The sequence below is a fragment of the Pseudomonas sp. BW16M2 genome (assembly GCF_014268865.1).
Taxonomy (GTDB): domain Bacteria; phylum Pseudomonadota; class Gammaproteobacteria; order Pseudomonadales; family Pseudomonadaceae; genus Aquipseudomonas; species Aquipseudomonas peradeniyensis.
Genome location: NZ_JABWRI010000009.1, coordinates 76,631 through 102,327 on the forward strand (window position 1 = coordinate 76,631; position 25,697 = coordinate 102,327).

At 65.8% G+C, this 25,697-nt stretch carries 23 protein-coding genes; 12 read left to right on the plus strand and 11 right to left on the minus strand.

The features are described from left to right. Positions 1-5 precede the first annotated feature (5 nt). From HU735_RS10760 to HU735_RS10775, 4 genes are all read right to left on the minus strand, one after another. Positions 6-1,715 carry a ShlB/FhaC/HecB family hemolysin secretion/activation protein gene (locus HU735_RS10760; RefSeq protein ID WP_186713487.1) on the minus strand — a complete coding sequence of 570 codons (1,710 nt, stop codon included), beginning with the start codon at positions 1,713-1,715 and terminating at the stop codon, positions 6-8. 529 nt (positions 1,716-2,244) lie between these two features. After that, positions 2,245-3,570 carry an MFS transporter gene (locus HU735_RS10765; protein WP_186713488.1) on the minus strand — a complete coding sequence of 442 codons (1,326 nt, stop codon included), beginning with the start codon at positions 3,568-3,570 and terminating at the stop codon, positions 2,245-2,247. 28 nt (positions 3,571-3,598) lie between these two features. Further along, positions 3,599-4,669 (minus strand): C45 family autoproteolytic acyltransferase/hydolase, encoded by a 1,071-nt coding sequence (locus HU735_RS10770; RefSeq protein ID WP_186713489.1) that lies wholly within the window; start codon positions 4,667-4,669, stop codon positions 3,599-3,601. A 100-nt stretch (positions 4,670-4,769) separates the two neighbouring features. After that, complete coding sequence (locus HU735_RS10775; RefSeq protein WP_062574456.1) at positions 4,770-5,687, minus strand: LysR family transcriptional regulator; 918 nt, start codon at positions 5,685-5,687, stop codon at positions 4,770-4,772. A gap of 185 nt (positions 5,688-5,872) precedes the next feature. Here HU735_RS10775 and HU735_RS10780 point away from each other — a divergent pair, with 185 nt between their 5' ends. Beyond that, a complete protein-coding gene (locus HU735_RS10780; RefSeq protein WP_186713490.1) occupies positions 5,873-7,594 on the plus strand; it encodes an amidohydrolase in 1,722 nt (573 codons plus the stop codon). A 24-nt stretch (positions 7,595-7,618) separates the two neighbouring features. Here the strand turns inward: HU735_RS10780 and HU735_RS10785 are convergent, their stop codons facing one another. After that, the gene (locus tag HU735_RS10785) at positions 7,619-8,194 is read right to left on the minus strand and encodes a hypothetical protein (protein WP_062360973.1); all 576 of its coding nucleotides are present in this window, start codon (positions 8,192-8,194) and stop codon (positions 7,619-7,621) included. A gap of 142 nt (positions 8,195-8,336) precedes the next feature. Between HU735_RS10785 and HU735_RS10790 the strand changes: the two genes are divergently transcribed. From HU735_RS10790 to glpT, 10 genes are all read left to right on the plus strand, one after another. Then, positions 8,337-8,795 (plus strand): GNAT family N-acetyltransferase, encoded by a 459-nt coding sequence (locus HU735_RS10790; RefSeq protein ID WP_186713491.1) that lies wholly within the window; start codon positions 8,337-8,339, stop codon positions 8,793-8,795. Positions 8,796-8,940: 145 nt separating this feature from the next. Continuing rightward, the gene (gene proP, locus HU735_RS10795) at positions 8,941-10,443 is read left to right on the plus strand and encodes a glycine betaine/L-proline transporter ProP (protein WP_186713492.1); all 1,503 of its coding nucleotides are present in this window, start codon (positions 8,941-8,943) and stop codon (positions 10,441-10,443) included. A 149-nt stretch (positions 10,444-10,592) separates the two neighbouring features. Then, a complete protein-coding gene (locus HU735_RS10800) occupies positions 10,593-11,048 on the plus strand; it encodes a (2Fe-2S)-binding protein (protein ID WP_186713493.1) in 456 nt (151 codons plus the stop codon). Next, positions 11,048-13,294: a molybdopterin cofactor-binding domain-containing protein gene (locus HU735_RS10805; RefSeq protein ID WP_186713494.1), complete on the plus strand. Its 2,247-nt coding sequence runs from the start codon at positions 11,048-11,050 to the stop codon at positions 13,292-13,294. Before HU735_RS10800 ends, HU735_RS10805 begins: the two co-directional genes overlap by 1 nt. Before the next feature lie 17 nt (positions 13,295-13,311). Then, complete coding sequence (locus tag HU735_RS10810; RefSeq protein WP_186713495.1) at positions 13,312-14,646, plus strand: cytochrome c; 1,335 nt, start codon at positions 13,312-13,314, stop codon at positions 14,644-14,646. A gap of 47 nt (positions 14,647-14,693) precedes the next feature. Continuing rightward, positions 14,694-15,710: an XdhC family protein gene (locus HU735_RS10815; RefSeq protein WP_186713496.1), complete on the plus strand. Its 1,017-nt coding sequence runs from the start codon at positions 14,694-14,696 to the stop codon at positions 15,708-15,710. A gap of 165 nt (positions 15,711-15,875) precedes the next feature. After that, complete coding sequence (locus tag HU735_RS10820) at positions 15,876-16,451, plus strand: hypothetical protein (RefSeq protein WP_186713497.1); 576 nt, start codon at positions 15,876-15,878, stop codon at positions 16,449-16,451. Between the two features lie 162 nt (positions 16,452-16,613). Then, entirely contained in the window at positions 16,614-16,919 is a 306-nt protein-coding gene (locus HU735_RS10825) for an NIPSNAP family protein (RefSeq protein ID WP_186713498.1), read from the plus strand. A gap of 76 nt (positions 16,920-16,995) precedes the next feature. Further along, positions 16,996-17,373 (plus strand): cytochrome c, encoded by a 378-nt coding sequence (locus HU735_RS10830; protein WP_186713499.1) that lies wholly within the window; start codon positions 16,996-16,998, stop codon positions 17,371-17,373. A gap of 174 nt (positions 17,374-17,547) precedes the next feature. After that, positions 17,548-18,900, plus strand: coding sequence for a glycerol-3-phosphate transporter (gene glpT, locus HU735_RS10835; protein ID WP_110739658.1), 1,353 nt, complete (start codon positions 17,548-17,550; stop codon positions 18,898-18,900). Positions 18,901-18,948: 48 nt separating this feature from the next. Here glpT and HU735_RS10840 read toward each other — a convergent pair whose 3' ends face one another. The 4 genes from HU735_RS10840 to HU735_RS10855 all read right to left on the minus strand — a co-directional run bounded on the left by HU735_RS10840 (position 18,949) and on the right by HU735_RS10855 (position 22,111). Further along, complete coding sequence (locus HU735_RS10840; RefSeq protein WP_186713500.1) at positions 18,949-20,553, minus strand: mechanosensitive ion channel domain-containing protein; 1,605 nt, start codon at positions 20,551-20,553, stop codon at positions 18,949-18,951. A gap of 63 nt (positions 20,554-20,616) precedes the next feature. After that, positions 20,617-20,904 carry a HigA family addiction module antitoxin gene (locus tag HU735_RS10845; protein ID WP_186713501.1) on the minus strand — a complete coding sequence of 96 codons (288 nt, stop codon included), beginning with the start codon at positions 20,902-20,904 and terminating at the stop codon, positions 20,617-20,619. Positions 20,905-21,443: 539 nt separating this feature from the next. Next, a complete protein-coding gene (locus HU735_RS10850) occupies positions 21,444-21,908 on the minus strand; it encodes a GNAT family N-acetyltransferase (protein ID WP_186713502.1) in 465 nt (154 codons plus the stop codon). Positions 21,909-21,913: 5 nt separating this feature from the next. Beyond that, positions 21,914-22,111, minus strand: coding sequence for a DUF1737 domain-containing protein (locus tag HU735_RS10855; RefSeq protein ID WP_186713503.1), 198 nt, complete (start codon positions 22,109-22,111; stop codon positions 21,914-21,916). Positions 22,112-22,548: 437 nt separating this feature from the next. On the opposite strand from HU735_RS10855, the gene HU735_RS10860 reads away from it, so the two are divergent. Continuing rightward, complete coding sequence (locus tag HU735_RS10860) at positions 22,549-22,965, plus strand: hypothetical protein (protein WP_186713504.1); 417 nt, start codon at positions 22,549-22,551, stop codon at positions 22,963-22,965. 214 nt (positions 22,966-23,179) lie between these two features. On the opposite strand, the gene HU735_RS10865 is transcribed toward HU735_RS10860, so the two are convergent. Together HU735_RS10865 and HU735_RS10870 are read right to left on the minus strand one after the other, a co-directional pair. Then, positions 23,180-23,434, minus strand: coding sequence for a hypothetical protein (locus tag HU735_RS10865; RefSeq protein WP_186713505.1), 255 nt, complete (start codon positions 23,432-23,434; stop codon positions 23,180-23,182). A 359-nt stretch (positions 23,435-23,793) separates the two neighbouring features. Continuing rightward, positions 23,794-25,593 (minus strand): glycoside hydrolase family 15 protein, encoded by a 1,800-nt coding sequence (locus tag HU735_RS10870; protein ID WP_186713506.1) that lies wholly within the window; start codon positions 25,591-25,593, stop codon positions 23,794-23,796. Positions 25,594-25,697: the final 104 nt, after the last annotated feature.

The following is a 25,697-nucleotide window of genomic DNA, read 5'->3' on the forward strand; positions in this document are numbered from 1 at the left end:
TGCGCTCAAATCTGCACGGCGGCCCTGAGCAGCCAGACTTCGGGCTCGCGGTGGTAACCGCTGGGGGTGGTCAGGCTGCGCTGGTAGTCAACGTCCAGCTGCAGCGCCTTCCAGCTCAGGTTCAGGCCCAGGCTCGCGCCGCTCAGGCGCTGGCTGGCGGCGCCGTGGTCGGCCTTGATCCAGCCATGGTCCAGCCCCAGCCGCGGGGTGATGGTCAGCGGCCCCTGGGGCTGCAGCGGCAGGCGCAGGGTGTTGCGCCACACCGCGCCGCTGGCCCCGGACAGGCTGCTGAGGCGGTAACCGCGCACGGCGGAATCGTCGGTGCCGAGCAACTGCTCGATGGCCGGCAACGGGTCGGGGCTGTACTGCAGGTTGAGCTGGCTCTGCCACTGCCAGGCCTGGCCCAGCAGCTGGCCATTGCGCCACTGGCCGAGGCCGGCGCGGTACTTGCGAAACTGCGCCATGGGCAGGTCGGGCACCGGCCGGTCGGCATCGTCGTCGGCGCCAAACCAGTGCAGTCCCTGGGCGTAGTTGAGGTCCAGGTTCCACACCGCGCTGTCGAGCCAGAACAGGTTGAGCCCGGCCTCGGCCACCGTCAGCGTCGGGCTCTGCACGTCCAGGCGGACCTTGGCGAACTCGCTGTCGACATCCTTGTGCGCCAGTTGCAGGCTGGCGCTCAGTTGATGGCGCTGGTCGCGCCACAGCACGCGCTCGCCGCGCAGGCTGAGCTGGTCGGTGATGCCGGTGCTGTGCAGAGTCAGGGTGCTGAGCTTGATCGGCGAGCGGTACTCGGCATGGCTGGCGAACAGGCTGAACGTCCAGTAGCCGTAGGGAATCGCGTAGTACAGGCTGGCATTGCGGCTGTAGCGATCGCCCTGGTTGAGGGTGTCGCTGGCCGACAGACTGAGCAGGTCGTTGAGCGCCAGCGGATTGTCCAGGCTCAGGCTGTACACGCTGCGGTCACGGCCAGTGCTGGCGCTGCCGAGATTGTCCAGGCCCAGGCCCACGGAAACCCGTGGCTGGCCGGCGCTGCGCGGACGCAGGATGATCCGCGAGGCGCCCGGCTGGCTGCCGGGGGCGATGTCGGCGGTGAGGTCGACCGAACGCAGGCGGTTGAGCTGGTCCAGGCCCTGCTCCAGGTCGCGCAGGTTCAGCGGCTCGCCGAGCATGCCGGGGAAGGCCCCGGCCAGGGATACCGGCAGGCGCTGGTCGGCCAGTTCGATGGCTTCCAGGTAGCCTTCGTCCACCAGGATGTCCAGCGACTGCCCGGCCGCCGGGGCGCTGCTCAGGTAGGGGCGGCTGGCGATATAGCCCTTTTCCAGGTACAGCGCGGTGATGCCCGACAGCAGCTGATTGATCTGCCCCACGCCCATGCACGCGGCCACCAGGGGGTCGATGCGGGCATCGAGGGTGGCGCGGTCGATCAGCGTGACACCGCCGATGCGCACCCCGGCCAGCGGCCAGCAACGCGCATCCGGGGCCGCGGCCTTGTGAGCCTGTGGGGTGGTGTCGGGCGCGGTGAACGCGCCGCGTTGCAGTTGCCGGCGACGTTGTTCCAGTTGCAGTTGCTGCAGGTCGTGTTGCTGCTGTTGCTGTTGACGCAACACTTCCTGGCCGGGGGTAAATGTCTCGGCATGCAGGTTGCCGGCGCACAGGCAAGCCAGTACGACAGACAGCGTTAATTGACGACGATCAACAGCAGACAGGTACGACATACAACACCCATTCGCAGGCAAAGGCACAGCGAGAATCGCAGTACTTGGAACTTCCCAGCACGGTCACCGAGGGTTATCGGCACACGCGCAATAACTTTAGAAAGTTGAGCGTTGTTTGTTGAAACGCTCGCGGAAAAGTTAACGACTGCTAATTACTACATGGCTCCGGGAATGACCGCAGGGTCACTGGATAGCCTGTGGTAAAGCGGGTATATGGGTTGACGAGATCGAATTGTCCAACAATCGAACTTGATGACTGTCTGGCCCCACAGTACTTGTAGACACGAGTGGGAGACACCTGACTTTAGTCGTACGCGATCTGCTGGTTCAAATTTCTGGTTTCGGGCAGATTGAGCAAAACATGAACTGATTAAAAATCACGCAACAACCGAGCTATATAGCGGAGTGCGTTGTGCTCTGAACATTGTATTTTCCGTGATCGTCGGAGGGCGCATTGCAACGCAAACAAGATCGAGTTCCGCACAGGCGGCACTCGATCTCGAGAACAGCGTGATTCAGCACTTGACCGTCACCGCTCCAGCGCCGAACCGCGCATTAATCCGCCCTCTTCACTCCCCTCGCCCAGCCCATCGATCTGCGCCATGCTCAGCCGCGCCGTCTCCTGCAAACCCAACGAACACAGCGCTACCAGCGCCAGCGCCGCCGCCCCGTACAACGCGACGCCCAGTGGGTCATGCCCGGTGAGAATCAGGATCGCCGTGGCAATGCTCGACGCCGTCCCGCCCCCCAGCGCCGCGCCGACCTGGTAGCTGGCGGAAATGCCCGAGTAGCGCATTTCCCGGGGAAACTGTTCGCCCAGGAACGCCGGGATCGGCCCTTGTGTGGCGCCCATCAGTGCACCGACCAGGCTGTAGGCGACCAGGGCGATACCGAAGTGGCGCATGTCCACCAGGGCAAAAAAGGCGAACAGGCCCAGCGCCATGACCAGCGCCCCGAACACCATCACCACACGTCGCCCCAGGCGGTCCGACAGGTGCCCGAACAGCGGTGCCGACAGCACGATGGCCACCGACAGGGTCAGGTCGAACATCAGGGCCTCGGTGCTGCCGTACCCCGCCTGGGTGGCGTAGGTCAGGAAGAACGTGCTGCCGATGTAGGCGATGGTGCAGTAACCGAAGGCGATACCGGTGCACAACAGCAATTGCCGTGGCCGTTGCCGCAGGGCTTGCGCCAGGGGCGCCCGCACGGGTTTGACGGTGGATGCGGTCAGCGGCGTCTTCAGCCGTGCATACAGGCCGATCAGCACCAGGGTGCCTCCCAGCCAGAACGGGATCCGCCAGGCGAAGTCCACCAGGTTGTCATCGAACGCGGCGCTGACCAGGGCGAATACCGCCGCACCGAGAATGCCGCCCACGCCGATGCCCATGCTGGTGAAACTGCCCCACAGGCCGCGCCGGCCAGGCGGCGCCGACTCGATGCCGAACAGCGCGGCGCCGCCCCACTCGCCCCCGGCGGCAAAGCCCTGGACCAGGCGCAACAGCACCAGCAGGACCGGCGCAGCCACGCCAAGACTGGCGTGCCCCGGCAGGCAGCCGATGAGGAAGGTGCTCAGCCCCATCAGCAGCAAGGTGGTGACCAGCACCTTCTGCCGACCGACGCGGTCGCCGAAATGGCCGAACACCAGGCCGCCCAAGGGCCGGGCGAGGAACCCCGCGCCGAAGGCACTGAACGCCACGAGGGTGGCGGTCAGGTAGTCCAGCCCGGGGAAGAACACCTGGGGAAACACCAGCGCGGCGGCGGTGCCATAGATGATGAAGTCGTAAAACTCGAGGGCCGTGCCCAGGCCGGAGACGCAGAAGGTGCGCAAGGCGGAGCGGGAAGCTTGTGCATGCATTGTTGTTGTTCTCGTGATGCGGATGGGCTCAGAAACGTTGGCAGCCAGCCTTGGCCAGTTGCAGCGGGGTGCCGGCCACGTAGTCGAGATGACTGTGCTCGGTGTCGATGGCCACGCTGAGCAGGGTCTCCCAGCGCTCGGTGTCGGGCAGCGCCAGGTCCGGATGGAAGCAGATCGGCGCGGCATCACCCGCGGCGCCGCACATGGCCTCGGCGCGGGCTCGCGGGTCGGCGCTGGTCATCTGACCGACCACCTGTTGCAGATGGGCCAGCCGGCCCTCGGTCTCGGCCCGGTCGGCGACCTGCTCACCGGCGCTGAGCTGCGGGTCGAGGAAGTGGTTGGTGTGCAACAGCCAGCCATCCTCGCGGGGCAGCACCAGCGCCGTGCGCTCGGGACTCAGTTCGATGCTCACCGCACGCGGGCTGCGGTCCTCGCGGGAGAACACAGTAAGCACGGTGGAGGCGCTGACACGCGCCGAACGGGCCAGTTCGATGGCCTCGTCGACACTGCGTGCCTCCTCCAGCAGCCGTCGGGCGATGGCATGCACCGGCACGCCGCCTGCGGTGTTGTCGCTGCGGTGGTGGAGGATGTTGAAGTGCAGGCCCAAGCCCGCGCTGTTGACCCCCAGCTTGGCCAGCATGCCGAACTCGCAGAACAGCTTGACCGCCAGGCCCTGGCGGCTACGCAAGGCCAGCATCAGGCCATGGGGGCACAGGCTGTCGTGCCAGTCCCAGGTCTGCAGGGTCTGCGGCGCTCGCGGGCCACGGGGGGCGTGCACGGTGGTGGAGCATTCGCTGTGGCGGGTGCGTGCCGCCAGCACCTCGGTGCGGGCGTTGAGGCTCGCCAACTGCCACAACGGCAGGCCGCTGCCACTGGCCAAGCCGGCGATCTCGGCCGCCAGGTCCGGGCTCCAGGCCTCGAGGGCGGCCAGGCTGTTCTCGCCGATACGCTGCGCTTCGCCCAGCGTCACGCCGACACGGGGAAAGAAGTCCAGGTACAGCTGGGTGGTCTCGCCGATCTGTCCGGCAAAGCGCTCGCCGACCTGACGGCCGCGGGCATGGGGATCGAGGGTATCGGTGACGCAGGTATGGATCTTCACGACGGCTTTCCTGATGGGACGCAAGCGGCAAGCCTAGCGGCGAGAGCGCGCCCCGATCATCGCCAGGCCCCGCACAACTTTTGTGCCCACCAGGAAAAACTCAGGCGCGCAGGCCCTGCCCGCGCAAGTGCTCATGCAACAGGGCGATGAATGCCTGCACCTTGCGCGTATTGCGCCGATGCGGCAGGTACAGAACATGCACCCAGGGGCCGAACGCGCTCAGCGCCCGCCAGTAATCAGGCATCACCTCCAGCAGTTGCCCGCTGGCCAGGTAAGGTGCCGCGCACCAGGTGGGGATGAACTGCAGCCCCTGGCCATCGAGCAGGCAGGCCAGCAGGAAGTCGAAACTGTCGCTGACCAGCCTGGCCGTCGGCTGGCGCACGCGCTGGGTCTGGCCCTCGTGCTCGATCCACCAGAAGCTGCGGTTGAGCAACGGGTGGCGCAGCAGCAGCCAGTCGTGCTGGGCATAGTTGTCCAGGGTAATGACCTCGCCGCGTCGGGCCAGGTAGTCGGGACTGGCGCACAGGATCACGCGGTTCTCGATCAACGGCTGGGCGATCAGCTCGGGCTGGTCGGTGGGACCGTCGCGCAGCGACAGGTCGTAGCCGCCGTCGATCAGGTCCTCGTTGGCATCGTTGAGGTTCACCTCCAGGCGCACCTGCGGGTGCTCGCGCATGAAGCGGCAGCACACCTGGTTGAGGAAGGCCGGGCCGAACGACGGTGGTGCGGTGATGCGCAAGGTGCCGCGCAGTTCATGCTGCAACTGCTCCACTTCCTCGGTGACCCGCTGCAGGTGCATCAAGGCCTGGCGCGCGCCTTCCAGGTAGAGGGTGCCGGCTTCGGTCAGCGCCATGCGCCGGGTGGTGCGCTCGAACAGGCGCACCCCCAGCTCGGCTTCCAGATGGGCGACGGCCTTGGTGATGGCCGACGGCGTCTTGCCCAGCTGCTCGGCGGCACGGCTGAAGCTGCCGTGCTCGGCGGCGGCGACGAAGATGGTCAGGGCCGTCATTTTGTCCATGGTTGCTTCCTGGTTGGCACACGTGGGGCGCCGTGGAGTATCCATGGATTCATGCGCAGGCGGCAATCGACGGGGAACAGCAAGCACTCTTTCCAGAACGCGAATAAAGTTGTGCCTGCCGTGCCGTTTAAACGCCCTTCCCGCTTGGCTAGCCTGCCGCCTCCCCATCAAGCACGAGGCATCGCATGAAGCAGTTCCTGAAGATCGCGCTCGGCGCCGGCCTGGCCTGCGCCGCCCTGCCCGGCTTCGCCGCCGTCGACCTGATCCTGCACAACGCCAAGGTCTACACCGCCGAGCCGGGCCAGCCACTGCAGCAGGCCGTGGCGGTGGAGGGCGAGAAGATCGTCGCGGTGGGCTCCGACCAGGCCGTGCTGCGCCTGAAGGTCGATGGCACGCGGACCATCGACCTGGGCGGCAAGGTGCTGATGCCCGGCCTGCTCGACTCCCACTCCCATGCCATCAAGGGTGGCCTGCAGCTGGAGTTGGCCGACCTGGCCGGTGTGCAGATCCCCCTCGACGCGTTGGAACAACGCCTGCGCCAGTGGCGTGACGACGGCAAGGCACGGCGCGGCGAGTTCCTCAGCGTCGGCGGCTTGCCGCCAACCTACTGGGACGACCTGGCCGCGCTCGAGCAGCGCTTCAACCAGGGCGAGTGGGCCGACCAACCGATCCTGTTCGCCGCCAACGACATGCACACCGGCTGGGCCAACCGCGCCATGCTCGCCCGTGCCGGCATCGATGCGGCAAGGATCGCCGCCCTGCCGGCCGTGGCCCGCAACACCATCGGCCAGCACCCGGACGGCACGCCGAACGGCTTTCTCGTCGATGCCGGGCTGTACCCAGTCACCGACCTGCTGCCGGCACTGACCCATGACACCCTGATGAGCGCCGGGCGCCAGGCCCTGGCGCACTATCGAAGCCTGGGCGTCACCGGCTGGATGGACCCGCTGGCCAACGAACTGCCCGGTGCCGAGGTACACAACGATTCGCTCGGCGTGCTGCCGGTGTACAGGGACCTCGCGCTGCGCGGTGAACTGACCGCCCATGTGGCCGCGCTGCTGATGGCCGACTCGAAAGCACGTCCGGCCGACCTGGATGAGCTGGACAAGGTGCGCCGGCAGTTCCTCGGCGTACCCAACCTCACCCTGCCCGGCATCAAGGTATTCGCCGATGGCGTCGCCGAGATGCCGGCGCAGAGCGCGGCGATGCTCGAGCCTTACCGCAACTCGGGGCAGCACGGCGAACTGCTGCTGGACCCGGCGCACTTCGGCGAGCTGGTGAGCGCCGCCGACGCCCGTGGCTGGCTGGTGCATGTGCACGCCATCGGCGACCGCGCCGTGCGCGCGGCGCTCGACGGCGTGGCCCAGGCCCGCCGCGATCGCGCCAGCGGCATCGCGCACTCGATCACCCACCTGCAGATGGTCAACCCGAAGGAGTACGCACGCTTCAAGCAGCTGGACGTGATCGCCTCGATGCAGTTGTACTGGGCCAGCGCCGACGAGGCCAATCTGGAGCTGGTCAAACCCTATGTCGATGCCATGGCCTTCCTGCACACCTTCCCGGCGCACTCGCTGCTTGCCCATGGCGCCACCATCGCCGGCGCCAGCGACTGGCCGATCAGCACCCCCGATCCCTGGCAGGCCATCTACCAGGCCATCAGCCGCGTCGGCCCCAAGGGCGTGCTCAACGCCGCCGAGGCCCTCGACCGCGAGACGATGTTCCAGGCCTATACCCTCAACGCCGCCCGGGCCATGCGCCTGGAACGGCAGATCGGTTCGCTCAAGGCCGGCAAGCAGGCCGACATGATCGTGCTCGACCGCGATGTCTTCAGCGTCGCACCCCAGGCGCTGCGCGACACCCAGGTGCTGCAGACCTGGTTTGCCGGAAAACGCATCTACACGCGCTGAGCCCGCTTGCGCGGGGCGGGTCGATCAACCGTCCATGCTCTTGGTCAACGCTTCGCTGCCCTTGGGCGGGTAGACCACCTCCCGGGTGTCGAGGTCGCGAATCTCGGAGGTGATGGTGATGGTCATCGTCTCTCGCCCGGGCGGGCCGTTGATGGCATCGACGGTGTCGAAGTCGACGATGTAGCGCTTGCCTGCACGGAACTCGACGTCGCGCGCGGTGAAACCGCATTTGCCGCCACCGGTTCCCAGCGCGTTCATCGAGGCCCAGCACCAGCTCAGCGAGTGCTTGCCCGGCGTCAGCCGCAGCGCCTGCTTGCCCGCGATATCGAGGATCGAGCGGCGCCCGGCGCCTTCGAGCAACTGGTCATCGACATGGGTGGCCAGCAGCAGGCGATGGAACGGCACGCCCAGGGCGCGGTAACGGACGGTAGCGAAGTACACGACCGGTGCGTCGGCCTGGTTGCCGGACAGATCATAGGGCGTCATCGTCTCAGGCGCCCAGTCACCCTGATACTCCTTGTAGTGGTAGTTGGAGCAGGCACCGAGCAGGCTGGCAAGTGACAGGGCGACAAGCGATTTGAGGCGGGACGACAGACGCATGGTTCTTCCTTGATGAATGCAGGCGCAAGGATAGCGGCTGCATGCCCTTAAAATCAAAACGCCATCACCCTCGTCGAGCACGCACCGCGGTGTATGCTTCGCGCAAAGGTCCGCCCCTCCTGCCCCTGAAAAGGACATCATCATGCTCCGCCTGGACTGGCTGAAACACCACATGGCCCACAGCGACACCCTCGCCCAGTGGCTGCACCAACAGTTCCACTATGAGTACGCGGATGTGCCGCTGGCCGACTGGCAACGCGAATTCGCCGAAGGCCAGCACAACGGTCAATGGCAATGCCTGGTCGCCCTGGACGGCGACCGCCTGCTGGGCAGTGCCGCCCTGGCCAGCGACGATCTGCCCGAACGCAACGATCTCGGTCCCTGGCTGGCCTGCGTGTTCGTCGCCCCAGAGGCGCGTGGCCAAGGCCTGGCGGAGCGGCTCATCGAAGGTGTCTGCGAGCATGCCCGCAGCAACGGAGTTGCCACGCTCTACCTGCATACCCACGACCAGGACGCCTACTACGCCAAGCGCGGCTGGACGCGCATGGCGCCGTTCGAGGCCTGGGGGCATAGCCATTGGTTGATGTATCGCACGCTCTGACCAGCGCCGCTCCTACACGAATCGCGCATGGTTTACCTACGCAAATGCCCCCGCAGGGAATTATTTAGCGCGCCGTCGTATCTGACCCTAGGTACAAGGCTGGCCAAACCATGGCCACGCCCCAAGCCTTCAAGGACAACGGCCCATGAAATCACGCAGGAAACCCGTCAAGCCCATCGGCTTGAAGGACATCACCATCGTCGACGACGCCAAGATGCGCAAGGCCATCACCGCCGCCGCCCTGGGCAATGCCATGGAGTGGTTCGACTTCGGTGTCTACGGCTTCGTCGCCTATGCCCTGGGCAAGGTGTTCTTCCCCAATGCCAGCCCCGGCGTGCAGATGATCGCCGCCCTGGCCACCTTCTCCGTGCCGTTCCTGATCCGCCCGCTGGGCGGGCTGTTCTTCGGCGCCCTGGGCGACCGCTACGGGCGGCAGAAGGTGCTGGCGGCGACCATCGTGATCATGTCGCTGAGCACCTTCGCCATCGGCCTGATCCCCTCCTACGCCAGCATCGGCATCTGGGCGCCGATCCTGCTGTTGCTGGCGAAGATGGCCCAGGGCTTCTCGGTGGGCGGCGAATACACCGGGGCGTCGATCTTCGTCGCCGAGTACGCCCCGGACCGCAAGCGCGGCTTTCTCGGCAGCTGGCTGGACTTCGGCTCGATCGCCGGCTTCGTCCTTGGCGCCGGGGTGGTGGTGCTGATCTCGACGGTGCTTGGCGAGGAGCAGTTCCTCGAATGGGGCTGGCGCCTGCCGTTTTTCCTGGCCCTGCCGCTGGGCCTGATCGGCCTGTACCTGCGCCACGCCCTGGAAGAAACCCCGGCGTTCCAGCAACACGTCGACAAGCTCGAGCAAGGCGACCGCGAAGGACTGGCCAGCGGCCCGAAAGTGTCGTTCAAGGAAGTCGCCACCCAGCACTGGCGCAGCCTCTTGACCTGCATCGGCGTGGTGATCGCCACCAACGTCACCTACTACATGCTGCTCACCTACATGCCCAGCTACCTCTCGCACAACCTGCACTACAGCGAAGACCACGGCGTGCTGATCATCATCGCGATCATGGTCGGCATGCTCTTCGTGCAGCCGATCATCGGCCTGCTCAGCGACAAGTGGGGGCGCAAGCCGTTCATCATCATTGGCAGCGTCGGCCTGTTCCTGCTGGCGATCCCGGCGTTCATGCTGATCACCAGCGGCAAGCTGGCGGTGATCTTCGCAGGCCTGTTGATCCTCGCCGTGCTGCTGAACTTCTTCATCGGCGTGATGGCCTCGACCCTGCCGGCGATGTTCCCCACCCACATCCGCTACAGCGCCCTGGCCAGCGCCTTCAACATCTCGGTGCTGATCGCCGGCCTCACCCCGACCCTGGCCGCCTGGCTGGTGGAGACCACCGACAACCTGTACATGCCGGCCTACTACCTGATGGTCATCGCCGTGGTCGGCCTGCTCACCGGCCTGACCATGAAGGAGACCGCCAACCGCCCGCTGCGCGGCGCCGCCCCGGCCGCCTCGGATATCGAGGAAGCCCGCGAGCTGTTGCAGGAGCACCACGACAACATCGAGCAGAAGATCGAGGACATCGACGCGCAGATCGCCGAGCTCGAGGCCCGGCGCAAGACCCTCGCGCAACAGCATCCGCGCATCGATTGAGGGCTACTTGTGCATTCCGCCGGATTGCTTGCCTGATCCTCTGAATCTGCGGGGTGTATCGGTTGCGCAATGGGCCCCTGTGCTAGCGTTTCTGGATTGGGGAACAGCGTATTCCCCGCTTCCACCACCGATGATCAGCAGGTGAGCCCATGGAACTACGAATCAACCAGCAGACCTACCAGGTCGAGGCTGACGCCGACACGCCCTTGCTCTGGGTGATCCGCGACGACCTGGGCCTGACCGGCACCAAGTATGGTTGCGGCCTGGCCCAGTGCGGCGCCTGCTCGGTGCTGGTGGACGGCAACGTGGTGCGCGCCTGCGTCACCCCGGTGGCCGGCGTGGTCGGCCGCGAGGTCACCACCATCGAGGCCATCGAGAACGATGCCGTGGGCAAGCGCGTGGTCGCCGCCTGGGTCGAGCACCAGGTGGCCCAGTGCGGCTACTGCCAGTCCGGCCAGGTGATGGCGGCCACCGCGCTGCTCAAGCACACGCCCAAGCCCAGCGCTGCGCAGATCGACGCGGCCATGATCAACCTGTGCCGCTGCGGCACCTACAACGCCATCCATGCCGCCGTGCACGAACTGGCCCAAGGGGAGAACGCCTGATGAACGCGCGTATCGATTCCCCCGACGACCTGCTGCGGCTGCGCAACGGCGAAACCGTCAACCTGTCGCGCCGGCGCTTCCTCGCCGGCACCGCCATCGGCGCCCTGGTGCTGGGCTTCGGCCTGCCGCTGGGCTCGGCGCGGGTGCAGGCCGCCGCCGCGACCACCGAGCGCGGCACCCAGGTGCCGGCGTTCCTGGAGATCCGCCCGGACGGCAGCGTGCACCTGCTTAGCCCGTTCATGGAGGGCGGGCAAGGTATCAACACCGCCATGGCGCAGATCGTCGGCGAGGAACTGGACGCCGACCCGGCCACCTTCGTGGTCGACAGCGCGCCGCCGGGCGAGGCCTACGTAGTGCTGGAGAACGGCTGGCGCATCACCGGCGGCAGCATGTCGGTGCGCATGAGCTACCCGACCATGCGCCGCCTCGGCGCCCTGGCCCGGGCCATGCTGCTGCAGGCCGGTGCCGAACAACTGGGCGTGCCGGCCGCCGAACTCAGCACCGAGCCGGGCAAGGTGGTGCACGCCGCCTCGGGCCGCTCGCTCGGCTACGGCGAACTGGCCACCAAGGCCATGGACCTGCCGGTGCCGGACCCGGCCAGCGTCAAGTTGCGCGACCCCAGCCAGTTCCGCTGGATCGGCAAGCCGGTGCAACGCCTCGATGCCCATGACAAGTCCACCGGCAAGGCCATCTACAGCATCGACATCAAGGTCGACGGCATGCTCCAAGCCGCCGTGCAGCACGCACCGCGCCTGGGCATGACCGTCGGCAGCCTGCGCAACGAAGAGCAGGTCAAGACCATGAAGGGCGTGCATTCGGTGCACCAGTTGCCCGGCGCGGTGGCGGTGGTCGCTGAGCGTTGGTTCAACGCCAAGCGCGCGGTGGAGGCCCTGCAAGTAGACTGGAAGGAGGCGGCAGCCGACAGCCAGGTGCGGCCAATGCCCGCCGATTTTTCCACTGACGGCTGGCGCGACCACCTGGCCGCCCAGACCGGGCCGAGCCGTGACGAGGAAAACCAGGGTGACGTGGCGGGCGCCCTGGCCAGCGCCAAGACCACGGTCGAGGCCACCTACCACAACCAGTACCTCAACCATGCTCAGCTGGAACCGCCCTCCGCCACCGCCCGTTTCAACCCCGACGGCAGCCTGGAGGTGTGGCTGCCGAACCAGGCCCAGGACATGTTCCGCGATGACATCGCCAAGCGCACCGGCCTGGACCCGGCGCGGATCACCCTGCACTCGCCGCTGCTCGGCGGCTTCTTCGGCCGTCACTTCCTGTACGACTCGGCCAACCCCTACCCGCAGGCCATCGCCCTGGCCAAGGCCGTGGGCCGGCCGGTGAAACTGATCTGGAGCCGCGAAGAGGAGTTCCTGCGCGATGCCATGCGGCCGATGGCCGTGGTCAAGTTCCGCGCCGGCCTGGACGAAAAAGGCCTGCCGGTAGCCATCGAGGCAATCAGTGCCACCGAAGGTCCGACCGAGGCGCTCGCCGGCAAGCAGGGCGACAAGGTCGACCCCACCGCCCTCGAAGGTCTGTCGGGCAAGGCCTACGCCATCGCCAACAAGCGCACCGCGCAGATCTACGTCAAGGGCCCTGCCATGCTCGGCTACTGGCGCTCGGTGGGCAACTCGCTGAACGACTTCTTCTACGAGTCGTTCCTCGACGAGCTGGCCGACAAGGGCGGCCATGACCCCTTCGAGCTGCGTCTGCAGCTGCTGCAGGGCAACCCGCGCCTGACCACCCTGCTGCAGGCGGTGGCGGAATTGTCCGGTGGCTGGAAACGCGGCCCGTTCACCGCCGAGGACGGTAGCAAGCGCGCCCGTGGCGTGGCCATGGCCTCGCCGTTCGGCTCGGAGGCAGCGGTGATCGCCGAGGTGTCGCTGGAGGGCGGCCAGGTCAGGGTGCACGATATCTGGCAGGCCATCGACCCGGGCAGCATCGTCAACCCGGCGATCATCGAGGCCCAGGTCAACAGCGCGGTATCCCTGGGCCTGTCCCAGGTGCTGCTGGAGGAATCAGTGTGGCTCAACGGCATGCCACGGGCGCGCAACTACGACCTGTACCCGGTGCTGCCGCCGTCGCGCATGGCCCGGGTGCATGTGCGCATCGTCGAGAGCGGGGCGAAGATGGGCGGCATCGGTGAGCCACCGCTGCCGGCGGTGGCGCCCGCGGTGGCCAACGCCGTGGCGCAGCTCACCGGCCAGCGCGTGCGCAGCATGCCCCTGAGCCGCCATACCTTCAGCTGACACGACAAGGACAGCCCATGAACAACAGCCGATTCGCAAGAACCGCAGGCTGGCTGGCCTTGCCGTGCCTGGTCGCGGCAGGCCTGCTGGCCTGGTACGTCACCCGCGAGCCCGCCTCGCCCTTCAGCGCCACCGACAGCGCCGACGCCGCCCTGGTCAGCCGTGGCGAATACGTCGCCCGGCTCAGCGACTGCGTGGCCTGCCACAGCCTGCCGGGCAAGGCGCCGTTTGCCGGTGGCCTGGAAATGGCCACGCCGCTGGGCGCCATCCATGCCACCAACATCACCCCCGACCGCGAACACGGCATCGGTACCTACAGCCTGGCCGACTTCGACCGCGCCGTGCGCCAGGGCGTCGCGCCGGGTGGGCGACGGCTGTACCCGGCCATGCCCTACCCGTCCTACGTCAAGCTCAGCGACGACGATGTGCGGGCGCTCTATGCGTTCTTCATGAAGGGCGTGCAGCCGGTCGCCGAGGCCAATGTCCCCAGCGACATTCCCTGGCCGCTTAACCTGCGCTGGCCCATCGCCCTGTGGAACGGCCTGTTCGCGCCGACCAGCGCCTATGCGCAGAAGGCCGACCAGGACCCGTTGTGGAATCGCGGCGCCTACATCGTCCAGGGCCCCGGCCACTGCGGCAGTTGCCACACGCCTCGGGGCCTGGCCTTCAACGAGAAGGCCCTGGACGAAAGCGGCGCGCCGTTCCTCGCCGGCGCCCTGCTCGATGGCTGGTACGCGCCGAGCCTGCGCCAGGACCACAACACCGGGCTCGGGCGCTGGAGCGAGCCGGAGATGGTGCAGTTCCTCAAGACCGGGCGAAACAAGCACGCGGTGGTGTACGGCTCGATGACCGAGGCGTTCAACAACTCCACGCAGTTCATGAGCGACGACGACCTGAACGCGATCGCCCGCTACCTCAAGTCGCTGCCCGGCGACCCGGGGCGTGACGGCGCGCCCTGGCAGTATCAAACGACTGTCGCGGGGCCCGACACGCCGGGGGCGCATACCTACGCGACCCGCTGCGCCAGCTGCCATGGCCTGGACGGCAAGGGCCAGGCCGAGTGGATGCCGCCACTGGCGGGAGCCACCTCGATGCTGGCCGCGGAAAATGCCTCGGCAATCAACATCACCCTCAACGGCTCGCAGCGCATCGTCGCCGCCGGGGTACCGGACGCCTACCGCATGCCGGCGTTCCGCGAGCAGTTGTCGGACCAGGAGATCGCCGAGGTGCTGAGTTTCGCCCGCAGTGCGTGGGGCAATCACGGCGGCGCGGTAGAGGCCAAGGCGGTGGGCACGTTGCGCGGGCATACCGACCCGGCCAGCAGCAGCCCGATCATCCTGCATATGCGCTGATACCGCTCCCACGGGTAAAGCGCGAGCTACAGACTCACGAGGACACCATGGAAAGCATCGACCTGCTGGTCCTGCGCACCACCCATGACTGGCTCCAGGCCGGCCACCGCGTGCTGCTCGCCACCGTCGCCCGCACCTGGGGCTCGTCGCCGCGCCCGGTCGGTTCGATGATGGCCCTGCGCAACGACGGCCGGGTGGTCGGCAGCGTATCCGGCGGTTGCATCGAGGACGACCTGATCCACCGCTACACCACCGCCTATGGCGGCCCCGGCCTGCCCGAGGGGGCGCCCGAGGTGATCCGCTACGGCATCAGCGCCGACGACGCCCACCGCTTTGGCCTGCCGTGCGGCGGCACGCTGGAGCTGATCCTCGAATTCATGCCCGCCATCGCCCCGCTGCGACAACTGCTGGGGCAACTCGACAACGGCCAGCTGATGCGTCGCCAGCTGACCCTGGCCGACGGCGCGGTGGACCTCGAACCCACCGCCACCCCGGAACAGTTCTGCTTCGATGGCCGGCAGATGACCAACACCCTCGGCCCCGGCTACCGCATGCTGCTGATCGGCGCCGGCGCGCTGGCCGAGTACCTGGCGACCATGGCCCTGTTCAACGGCTTCCGGGTGGCGGTGTGCGACCCCCGGCCCGAGCACATGGCCACCTGGTCGGTCGCCGGCGTCGAATACCTGAAGGGCATGCCGGACGATGTGGTACGCGACTTCAAGGCCGACCTGCGCACCTGCATCATCGCCGTCAGCCACGATCCCAAGCTCGACGACCTGGCGCTGCTCGAGGCCCTGCATGGCCCGGCGTTCTATATCGGCGCCATCGGCTCGCGGCGCAACAGCCAGCTGCGCCGCGAGCGGCTGATCGAGCACTTCGGCGAAACCGAACAGTCCCTCGAGCGCCTGCATGGGCCGATTGGTATCTACATCGGCAGCAAGACCCCGGCGGAGATCGCGGTAAGCGTGATGGCCGAAGTGCTGGCGGCGAAGAACGCCGTGAGCTTGCCGGGGGCGGTGAGTGTGTCCGGGGCCAAAGGTGAGTACCTCGGCCAACCTTTTTAATGCCTGCAGGGACCTCATCGCGGGGCAAGCCCGCTCCCACAGGTAGTTGCACCGGCCTGTAGGAGCGGGCTTGCCCCGCGATGAGGGCAGCATTGGCCACACATCTGCCAACCAGTGTCTATGCTTCTTCTCGCATACACCCTCGACCACAAGGAAGACAGGCCAATGAACCCAACCCGCGCCATCGCTCTCGCCTCGCTCATCTTTGCCGCCAGCCTCACCGCCCACGCCGCCGAACTGCCCATTGCCAGCGAAGCGCTGGAAAGCCATGTCACCACCGAAGTGACCAAGATCGACCTGCCCAACCGCCAGGTCACGGTCAAGGGCCCCCACGACAAGGACGTGACCTTCCAGCTCACCGAACAGGCCAAGGCCCTGCCCAACCTCAAGGTCGGTGACCAGGTCGACATCAAAGTCACCCGTGCCATCGCCTATGTACTGAACACCAATGTCGGCGGTGCGCCCAAGGCCTCCGAGGAATCGGGCACCATCCGCGCCACCGCGACCAACCCCAACCCAGGTGGCGAGGCTTTCCGCCAGGTCAAGGTCACCTCGCAGATCAAGAAAATCGACCTGAACACCCACGAAGTCACCCTGCTGCCACCGGAAGGCAAGCTGCAGGTGGTCAAGGTCGAAGACCCCGAACTGCAGGCACGCATGAAGAACCTCAAGCTCGACCAGACCGTCGAAGCCATCTATACCGAAGTGCTGAGCGTGGAGACCTCACGCCCAGCCCAGTAAAACCTTTGGCCGGCCCGCGCATCGAACATCATGTGAGCCCTTCCCCCCCTTCAGGAGGTTTCCCATGGCGATGCGCCTGGCCGTGCCGTTTTGTTGCGTCTTCACCCGCGCCCGCGCCCGCTGTAAGGTGAGCCACCCGGCTCACCCAAAGGATTGTGTGCAATGATCACCTGCCACCTCAAGTACATCATCGACCCCTACCAGATCCCAGCCTTCGAGGCCTACGGCAAGCTGTGGATCGGCCTGGTCAACCGCATGGGCGGCACCCACCACGGCTACTTCCTGCCCAGCGAAGGCGCCAACAATGTCGCCTACGCCCTGTTCAGCTTCCCCAGCCTGGCCGCCTACGAGCAGTACCGCAAAGCCTCGGAAACCGACCCGGAATGCATCGCCGCCTTCGCCCTGGCCAGCGAGCAACGCTTCATCCTCAGCTACGAACGCAGTTTCCTGCGCCCCGTACTCAACTGAGCCAACGCCCTCGCCGCCCCCACACCGGCATTCTGATGCAGGCCAGGGGGCGTGTATGAAACAAGGCCGCACAACAATGAAAACGCTGTTCCTCGCTTTATTGGCGCTTGTGCCCCTCGCCCAGGCTTCAACGGCCTTTGCGGACAATGCCAATGGGCAAAAGCTCTACTCGCAACGATGTGCCGTCTGCCACGGCGCCGATATCAAGGGCACCGGCCCCCTGGCTGGCAAAAGCAATCCGCCCACACCTGACCTGACGACCTCCACCTTCAAGAAACGCCTGAACGAGTACCCGGGGGTCATCGTGTCCTCGGTCATCCTGCGTCCGAACGGCAACCTCATCCCCCGCACCTTGCAGGAGAATGGCGTGAAGATCCCGCCACACGCCTGGAGCGTTCAGGACCTGCGCGACCTGCACAGCTACATGAGTGGAGTGATCGCGAGAAGCCGATGAGCTGGAATCGGGTGACGGCCCGAGCCCTATCAGTCCGCGTCACGAGGTCTGCCACGCAGACCATCGCCGACCACGTTCACAAAACAACAGAATCTCCCAGCGAAACCGGTATTTTTTCTGTAACGAAAATGTAAAATTCGTTTTCGCATACCTATAACAAGTTGGGAGCTTCACATGTTTGCCTTCTTCCGCCCTGCCGCGCACCAGGCGCCGCTGCCCGACGAGCGCGTCGACAGCACCTATCGCCGCCTGCGCTGGCAAATATTCGCCGGGATCTTCTTCGGCTATGCCGGCTACTACCTGCTGCGCAAGAACTTCTCCCTGGCCATGCCCTACCTGATCGAGGAAGAGGGCTACACGCGCGGCCAGCTGGGCGTGGCGATTTCCGCCATCGCCATCGCCTACGGCCTGTCCAAGTTCCTCATGGGCCTGGTCTCGGACCGCTCCAACCCGCGCTACTTCCTGCCTTTCGGCCTGCTGATCTCGGCCGGGGTGATGTTCATTTTCGGTTTCGCGCATTGGGCCACGTCCAGCGTGACGATCATGTTCGTGCTGCTGTTCATCAATGGCTGGGCCCAGGGCATGGGCTGGCCGCCGAGCGGCCGGACCATGGTGCACTGGTGGTCGCAGAAGGAGCGCGGTGGCGTGGTTTCGGTGTGGAACGTCGCCCACAACGTCGGTGGCGGCCTGATCGGCCCGCTGTTCCTGCTGGGCCTGGGCTGGACCAACGACTGGCATGCCGCCTTCTACGTGCCCGCCGCCGTGGCGGTGCTGGTGGCCGTGTTCGCCTTCGCCACCATGCGCGACACGCCGCAGTCGGTCGGCCTGCCGCCGGTCGAGCAGTACAAGAACGACTACCCCGAGGGCTACGACGAAAGCCACGAGCAGGAGTTCAGCGCCAAGCAGATCTTCGTCGAGTACGTGCTGCGCAACAAACTGCTGTGGTACATCGCCCTGGCCAACGTGTTCGTCTACCTGCTGCGCTACGGCGTGCTCGACTGGGCGCCCACCTACCTGAAGGAAGCCAAGCACTTCAGCGTCGACACCACCTCGTGGGCCTACTTCTTCTATGAGTGGGCCGGCATCCCCGGCACCCTGCTGTGCGGCTGGATGTCCGACAAGATCTTCCGCGGCAACCGCGGCCTGACCGGCATCGTGTTCATGGCCCTGGTGACCGTCGCCACCCTGGTGTACTGGCTCAACCCACCGGGCAACCCGACTGTCGACATGATCGCGCTGTTCTCCATCGGCTTCCTGATCTACGGACCGGTGATGCTTATCGGCCTGCAGGCGCTGGAGCTGGCGCCGAAGAAAGCCGCCGGCACCGCGGCCGGCTTCACCGGCCTGTTCGGCTACCTGGGCGGCTCGGTCGCGGCCAGCGCGGCGATGGGCTACACCGTCGACCACTTCGGCTGGGACGGCGGCTTCGTGCTGCTGGTGAGCGCGTGCGTGCTGGCGATCGCGTTCATGGTGCCGACCCTTTGGCACACCAAGGCGGCAACTGCCAGTCGCGAGGCGGTGGCCTGATAGCCAAACCCTGAATCGGCGGCGCCTTTTGTAACGGTGCCGCTGGTCTCACTCCCCGGGCGCATCCGGCGCCCGTGCCGGCGCGCTGTACCAGCGCTCAAGCGGCACCCACTTCTCCTGTGCCGGGTCGCCCAGATAATGCGGCGACATGATCTGCACGCCGTATTCGTTGAACACATCCTGGATATTGGCGTGCAGCAGGCTCAGCAGCTCCGCCCGCGGCCTGGGCTCGCTCGGCACCGCCTGGGAGACCAGGCGGTATTCCGGGTAGAAGTCCGACAGCCCGGTCTGGAACACCTGCGGCCTGGGGCTGGCGAGGATGCCGTCGGTGCGCCGCGCCGCCTCGGTCAACATTGCCTCCACCTGGCGCCAGGGCGTGTCGTAGCCGATGGTGACCACGGTATCGACGATATAGCCCGGCCCCTGCACCGCTCGTGAATAGTTGCGGGTCACGGAACCGGTGATCATCGAGTTGGGCAAGGTCAGCACTTCCCCCAGCCCGGTGCGGATGGTGGTGTTGAACATCCCCACCTCGGTCACCGTCCCCTCGTGCTCGCCGACCCGCACGTACTCGCCGGCCTTGAGCGTGCGCGAATAGGTGAGGATCAACCCCGCCGCCGCCTGGCCGACCACGCTGGAGGCGCCCAGGGAAATCATCAGGCCCAGCAGCACCGACAAGCCCTTGAACGCATCGGTGCCCGAGCCCGGCAGGTACGGATAGGCCATCACCAGGGCGAACAGCCAGATGGCCAGGGAGGTCAGGCGCGTGGTCGGTTGCAGGGTCTCGCCGGTCAGCCAGGGCACGCTGCCGGGGCGCGCCAGGCGCTCCAGCAGGCGGCGACTGAAGCTGCTGATGCCACGGGCGATGAAGAAGATGGTGATCGCCACGGCGATGCCCGGGATGGCATGGACGATCCCGTCGAGCAGGTAGCGCAACAGGTCGAGCAGGTGCAGGTTGAGGCTCTCGCCCCAAGGGCGGGTGTAGGGGAAGCGTGACAGCACGAAGCTCAGCCACTGGTAGCTGAACAGCGCCACCAGCAGCCAATAGAACAGGCGCAGCAAGCGGTCGACCAGGGCATAGACGTACTGCATGTCGAACAACGGCAGTTGCCCCACCTTGAGCTGGTAGGCGCGGTTGCGCATCAGCCTGGGCAAGAGGCCAGTGAGCTTGCGCCGGGCAACATGGGCGCCCTTGAGCAGCGCGAGGTAGATCAGCGTGGCCAGCAGCGAGTAGCCCAGGGCCACGAACAGGAAATGCAGGTTGCGCGCCTCGCCGGTTTCGTCCACCACCTGGCGCAGCACCACGGCGGCCTGCTCGGCGGCCGCCCGGGTATCGCCCGAGCCGCCCGGCAAGTCCTGCGGGGCAACGATGAAGGCGCGCCGGTCACCGATCAGGACCAGTTGGCTGTCCATCATCGGATCGACCCGCACCTGCAACCCCTCGGCACCGCGCAGAGCCTCGTCGACCACCGCCCGGGCGCGCTGCGCACGCACCGCCGGAGGTTCGCCGAGCACGCTGGCATGGAAGGTGAAGACCGTGCGGTTGGCCACCGTCAGCTGCGCCGCGACAGGTGCTGTGCCATCGGCATCGTCGGCCATGGCGACGGGTATCAGCAACAACAGCGACAACAGCAGGTAGTACAGGCGTTTCATCAGGCAGCTCCCTGGCCTTGCGTGACCTATAGCACGCAAGCGTAGCTGCTCCTTGCGGGGGCTTCAGGCTGCCTGGTGAAGCCGCTTGATCACCGGTTGCTGGCGCTGGCGGGCCTGCCAGATGTCGTAGTCCACCTGGATCGTCAGCCACAGCCGCGCCGTGCTGATGCCGGCCATTTCCAGGCGTACCGCCAGGTCCGGAGAAACCGCCGCACGTCCATGAAGGACCCGGGACAGCGCCTCCCGGGAAAAGCCCAGGTGCTCGGCGAATGCCTTTACTGTCAAACCCGAGGTGGGCAGGACATCCTCACGCAGGGTTTCGCCGGGGTGAGGCGGGTTGTGCATAGCCATGGTCCAGTCCTCGCAATTCAGAGCGAGAGAGTGTCACCCGGTACATCAGGTGCGTACCAGCAGCTTACTGTGACGCAATGCTTCACACATGGTGGTGCATCAGCCGCAGGAACTATCCTTTCGAAGTCTTTGGGTGGTAGGACTAGTGATCGAGTGAGGGCCACCAGGTGCCCGCCGCAAGCCTTGCAGCGCCTATCAGATCGAGCGCCGCCCGCGCGGCGCATCGCGGCGCAAGGCCGCTCCCACATCTGTTTCGGGCCAGTCAATCCTGTGCCATTACCTGGTCCGCCTTGTTGGCCCGACGCAGTTTCAGCATGGGCGCCACTGCCGCCCCACCGGTATCAAGACATGCACCAAGGCTGGCAACCATGGCCTGACAGGTTCGGCACGTTGCAACAAATGTGGGAGCGGCCTTGCGTCGCGATGCGCCGCGCGGGCGGCGCTCGATCTCATAGGCGCTGCAAGGCTTGCGGCGGACACCTTGCGGCCCTCACTCGGTCTATAGCCATAGCGCCCATTTTTTCTAAAAGGCCTACCCCTCAGGGCAACAAAATAGTCTTTTCCATAAATACCCGGGCAAACCCATCCTCTGTCGCCCGATGCGTCTCGCGATAGCCCGCCTTCCTGTAAATCTCGATGTTCTCCACCATCCGCTCATGGGTGTAGAGCCGAACGGCCATGCAACCTGTTGCACGGGCATGCTCCTCGCAAAACGCCATCAACCGCTTGCCAATCCCCTGCCCTTTAAAGTCCGGCAGCACCGCGACGTTGACCAGCAGCATCACACTGCCCTCCTGGCGCAACACCAGCATCCCGACGATTCGTGTGTCTTGAATGGCAACGAACACCTCGTCGTCCTGCACGACTTGCCGATAGTCATCAAGCATCGGCGCAGGTGCCCGACCGATCCTCGCGATGTAGGGGCTGTAGGCCTCTGCGACCAGGACGGCAACTTCATCGGCATCGTCGAGCATGGCCCGGCGCAGGCGGATTGCGGCATCCATCCGTTTCAGTCCATGGCTACCGGCCACAGCACCGCCTGTGCAGCCACTACATATCCCTTGCCGCTATCGAAGGTCACGCTGGGCGAACCATAAAGCTGATAGCCCAAGGCCAGGATCTCGGAAATGCGCTGGCAGAAACTGGCGTCGTCCTTGCCGGTGATCAGGCGATAGACCGGCAGGCCGTTGGGTGGGGTCGAGGGCATCTGAGTATTCCTTTCATGGCAGGCGTCTATCGCGTGCGGGGCCGGGCATCATGCCATAGCTGCCACTTCATTCGCCTAGGTAAGGCCTGCGCAATCCATTGGTGGGTATCGGAACCATGCAGCGTCATTGCGGGATAACGATGGCGCCAGCAGCGGCACGGAAATGCCCTACAACGAAGACAGAGATTCTGACGCTCAGATCAGCCCCAGTCTCATCCATTTGCATCTACAGTCATGTCCGATGCATCAGGCATGCGAACAGACTTCGGCAAAGATGCTACAAGGACGCACTACGCCCATGGACCTAGAATGCCAGACACGATCCAAGCCACAGAACGTCTCTCCAGACGCCGACAATATCAGACCCCGCCGCATACCTGGTGGCTGCTGAAGAACGTCAAGTACAGCCTTCCATTCTTTATGACGGAGACTTGAGCATGATGTGGCCCATTGCCTCGCCCCCTATCTGCACACAGTCGTTTGAGGGGCTGCACATTGTGGAGGTCCTCTACGACTTCGACGGCCCCAAGATATTCACCACGCTTGGCAGCGGTGTCCTCCTATATTTCTGGTACGAAAGCGAGGAAGACCGGGAAGAGCAGCTGATTCGCTACCTGGTCACCCCGGCAAGCCCCTCACAGATCCAGCAATTGAAGGCTGGGTACAAATCTGTACATGACCTGCTCAAGCAGAACTGGCTCTGGGTCGTCGATATGCACTACGACCTGTCTCCCTCCATGGCCTGGCGCCTGGAAAGCCTGGATGACGTACCAACGCAGTTCAAGCCGCCCCCCCACGCCACCCTTTGTCCAAAGCATCTGCATATACCTGCTTCCACTCAGTCCGTGCCATAGCCGTCGGCCCTGGCCTGACCAGCGACCCAAAAACTGCACGGCATCTGTAGAAGATCGCACGGACCTTAGAGCTGCGCTGTCGCTCTGGGAACTGCACCTCTGTGGGAGCGGGCTTGCCCCGCGATAGCGCCAGCGCGGCCACCCACGCAGCCAACGTCAATCATCGCCAGACATGCCCACTTCAACCACTACATTCCACGCGAGATGCGCAAACTCAATGGTGTGTCTGCGCCTGAACTGGCACCTGCACCTGCGCCAACGCGGACTCCAGCAGCGCACGCACGGTTTCCATCTCGTGCACCGCCGTCAGCGCCAGCGTTGCACCAAGCGAATGCGGATGTGAGGCCAGCACCGACTGATGGGCCACGATCAGGGCGCAACGCACATATTCCGCGGCCTGGATCAGGGTGTCTTCAAGGTGATGAGGGGAAGGATTGGATGGCGGTGGATCGGGGACGATCTTCAACATTTCGACTTCTCCTGCGGTAAGGATACGCCGCCATCCTTCCTTTGCAGTGGAGGGGTGGCGGCTACGTACAGGCTGCAAAAACCGGGGCAGAAGAAGGTAACCCGGCAGGTCCGAAGACCTCCCGCACGCAGCCACCATGAAACAAGCCTCCAGGTGCCTTGATGCACCTGGGGCCTGGCAACGGCATCCTTCTTCTTTGGCTCGGGCTTGCAGACCCGGTCGCTGAATTGGCAACGACCGGGGGAGCCTAGGTTGCAGGGAAAGCCGTAGCAATGGCTGAAAGGCGGCAAAAGGATGATTCGGAAATGGACTACAAGCAATGAGGAAAAACTGATTGCCCAGCGTCAGAAGTCGCAGGCTCAGTCACCGCCCTTAACCCGATCCCGCACCGGACACTGCGCCCGGTGCAGGTTCAACGCCGTATTGATGATCCCGATATGGCTGAACGCCTGCGGGAAATTCCCCAGCATGCGCTTCCCCGCCGGATCGTACTGTTCCGCCAGCAGCCCCACGTCATTGCACAACCCCGTCAATCGTTCATACAGCACCTGCGCCTCGTCCTGCCGCCCCAGCAGCACATACACATCCGCCAGCCAGAACGAACACACCAGGAACGTCCCCTCCCCCGGCGTCAGGCCATCGCTGCAATTGTCGCTGTCGTAGCGCAGCAGCAGGCCGTTGCGCAGCAGGCGCCTTTCGATCTGTTCCAGGGTGCGCAGGAAGCGTGGATCGTCGGCCGGCAGAAAGCCGGTCAGGGCGATCTGCAGCAGGCTGGCGTCCAGCTCCGTCGAGCCGTAGGCCTGGACGAAGTGCCGGCCGCCGGCGTCCAGCCCACGCCGGCAGACCTCGTCACGGATCTCGTCCGCCACCTGGCGGTAATGCCGGCTGCGCTCACGCCCCTCCTCGGTGGTGCCGGCCAGGCCCGCCGCCCGGTCGAAGGCGACCCAGGCCATTACCTTGGAGTGCACGAAGTGCTGGCGACCGCCCCGCACCTCCCACAGCCCCTCGTCCGGCTCACGCCAGATGCCTTCCAGGTACGGCAGGATCGCGCGGGCGATGGCCGCGCCGCGCGGGTGGCGCGGCAGGCCGCCCTTGATCGCCTGGGTCATGGCATCGGCCAGTTCGCCGTAGATGTCCAGTTGCAACTGGCCGGCGGCGGCATTGCCGACCCGCACCGGCTGCGAGCCCTCGTAACCCGGCAGCCAGGGCAAGGTGAACTCGGGAAGATCCCGCTCTCCCGCCAGGCCGTACATGATCTGCATCTGCTCGGGGTTGCCGGCCACCGAGCGCAGCAGCCATTCGCGCCAGGCCTGGGCCTCGTCGAAATAGCCCAGGTTCATAAGCGCCAGCAGGGTCATGGTGGCGTCGCGCAGCCAGCAGTAGCGGTAGTCCCAGTTGCGCTCGCCACCGACGCGCTCGGGCAGCGAGGTGGTGACGGCGGCGACCATGCCGCCGGTGGGCGCGTAGGTCATGGCCTTGAGGGTCAGCAGCGAACGATGCACCCGCTCGGTGTAGGGACCGACATCAGGGCAGCGGGCGGCGAAGGCCCGCCACTGCTCGAGGGTCTGTTCGAAGTCGTGGTCGATGTCGCAATCGGGCTGCACGGGCAGGTGCGAGGCCTGGTGGCAGAGGCTGAACACCTGGCGCTGCCCCGCGCGCACGCGAAAACGGGCGACGCTGTGGTGGTCGCGGCCATGGGTTTCGGTGCTGCTGCGCAGGATCAGCCGATCGGGGCCGGCGACGGCGCTCAGGGTCAGCGGGTCGATCTTTTCCACCCAGGGCACGCTGCGGCCGTAGTCGAAGCGCAGCACCAGGTCCATCTCGAACGCCGTTTCGCCGGCCAGGCCCTCGACGATGCGCAGCACGGCGTTGCGCTCGCCCAGGGGCATGCAGTCGAGCAGCCGGGCGCGGCCACTGGCGGTGGTCCAGGTGGTTTCCAGTACCAGGGTGTCGTCGAGGTAGCGGCGGGTGCTGTGCTCGACCGGGTCGCTAGGGGCGATGCGCCAGCGGCCGTTTTCCTCGTTGCCCAGCAGCGCGGCAAACACCGCAGGGGCATCGAAGCGTGGCAGGCACAGCCAGTCGAGGGCGCCGTCGCGGTTGATCAGGGCGGCGCTGCGGCAGTTGCCGATGAGGGCGTAGTCTTCGATCGGGGCGGGCATCGGGCATCCTCTGGCGGGTGGGCCTGGGTTTGGATGCTTCGCTACGGCTGGTCGTTCCATTGAGCGTTGGGGTGAAGTCCTGCGCCGCGATAAATCCTACAGGA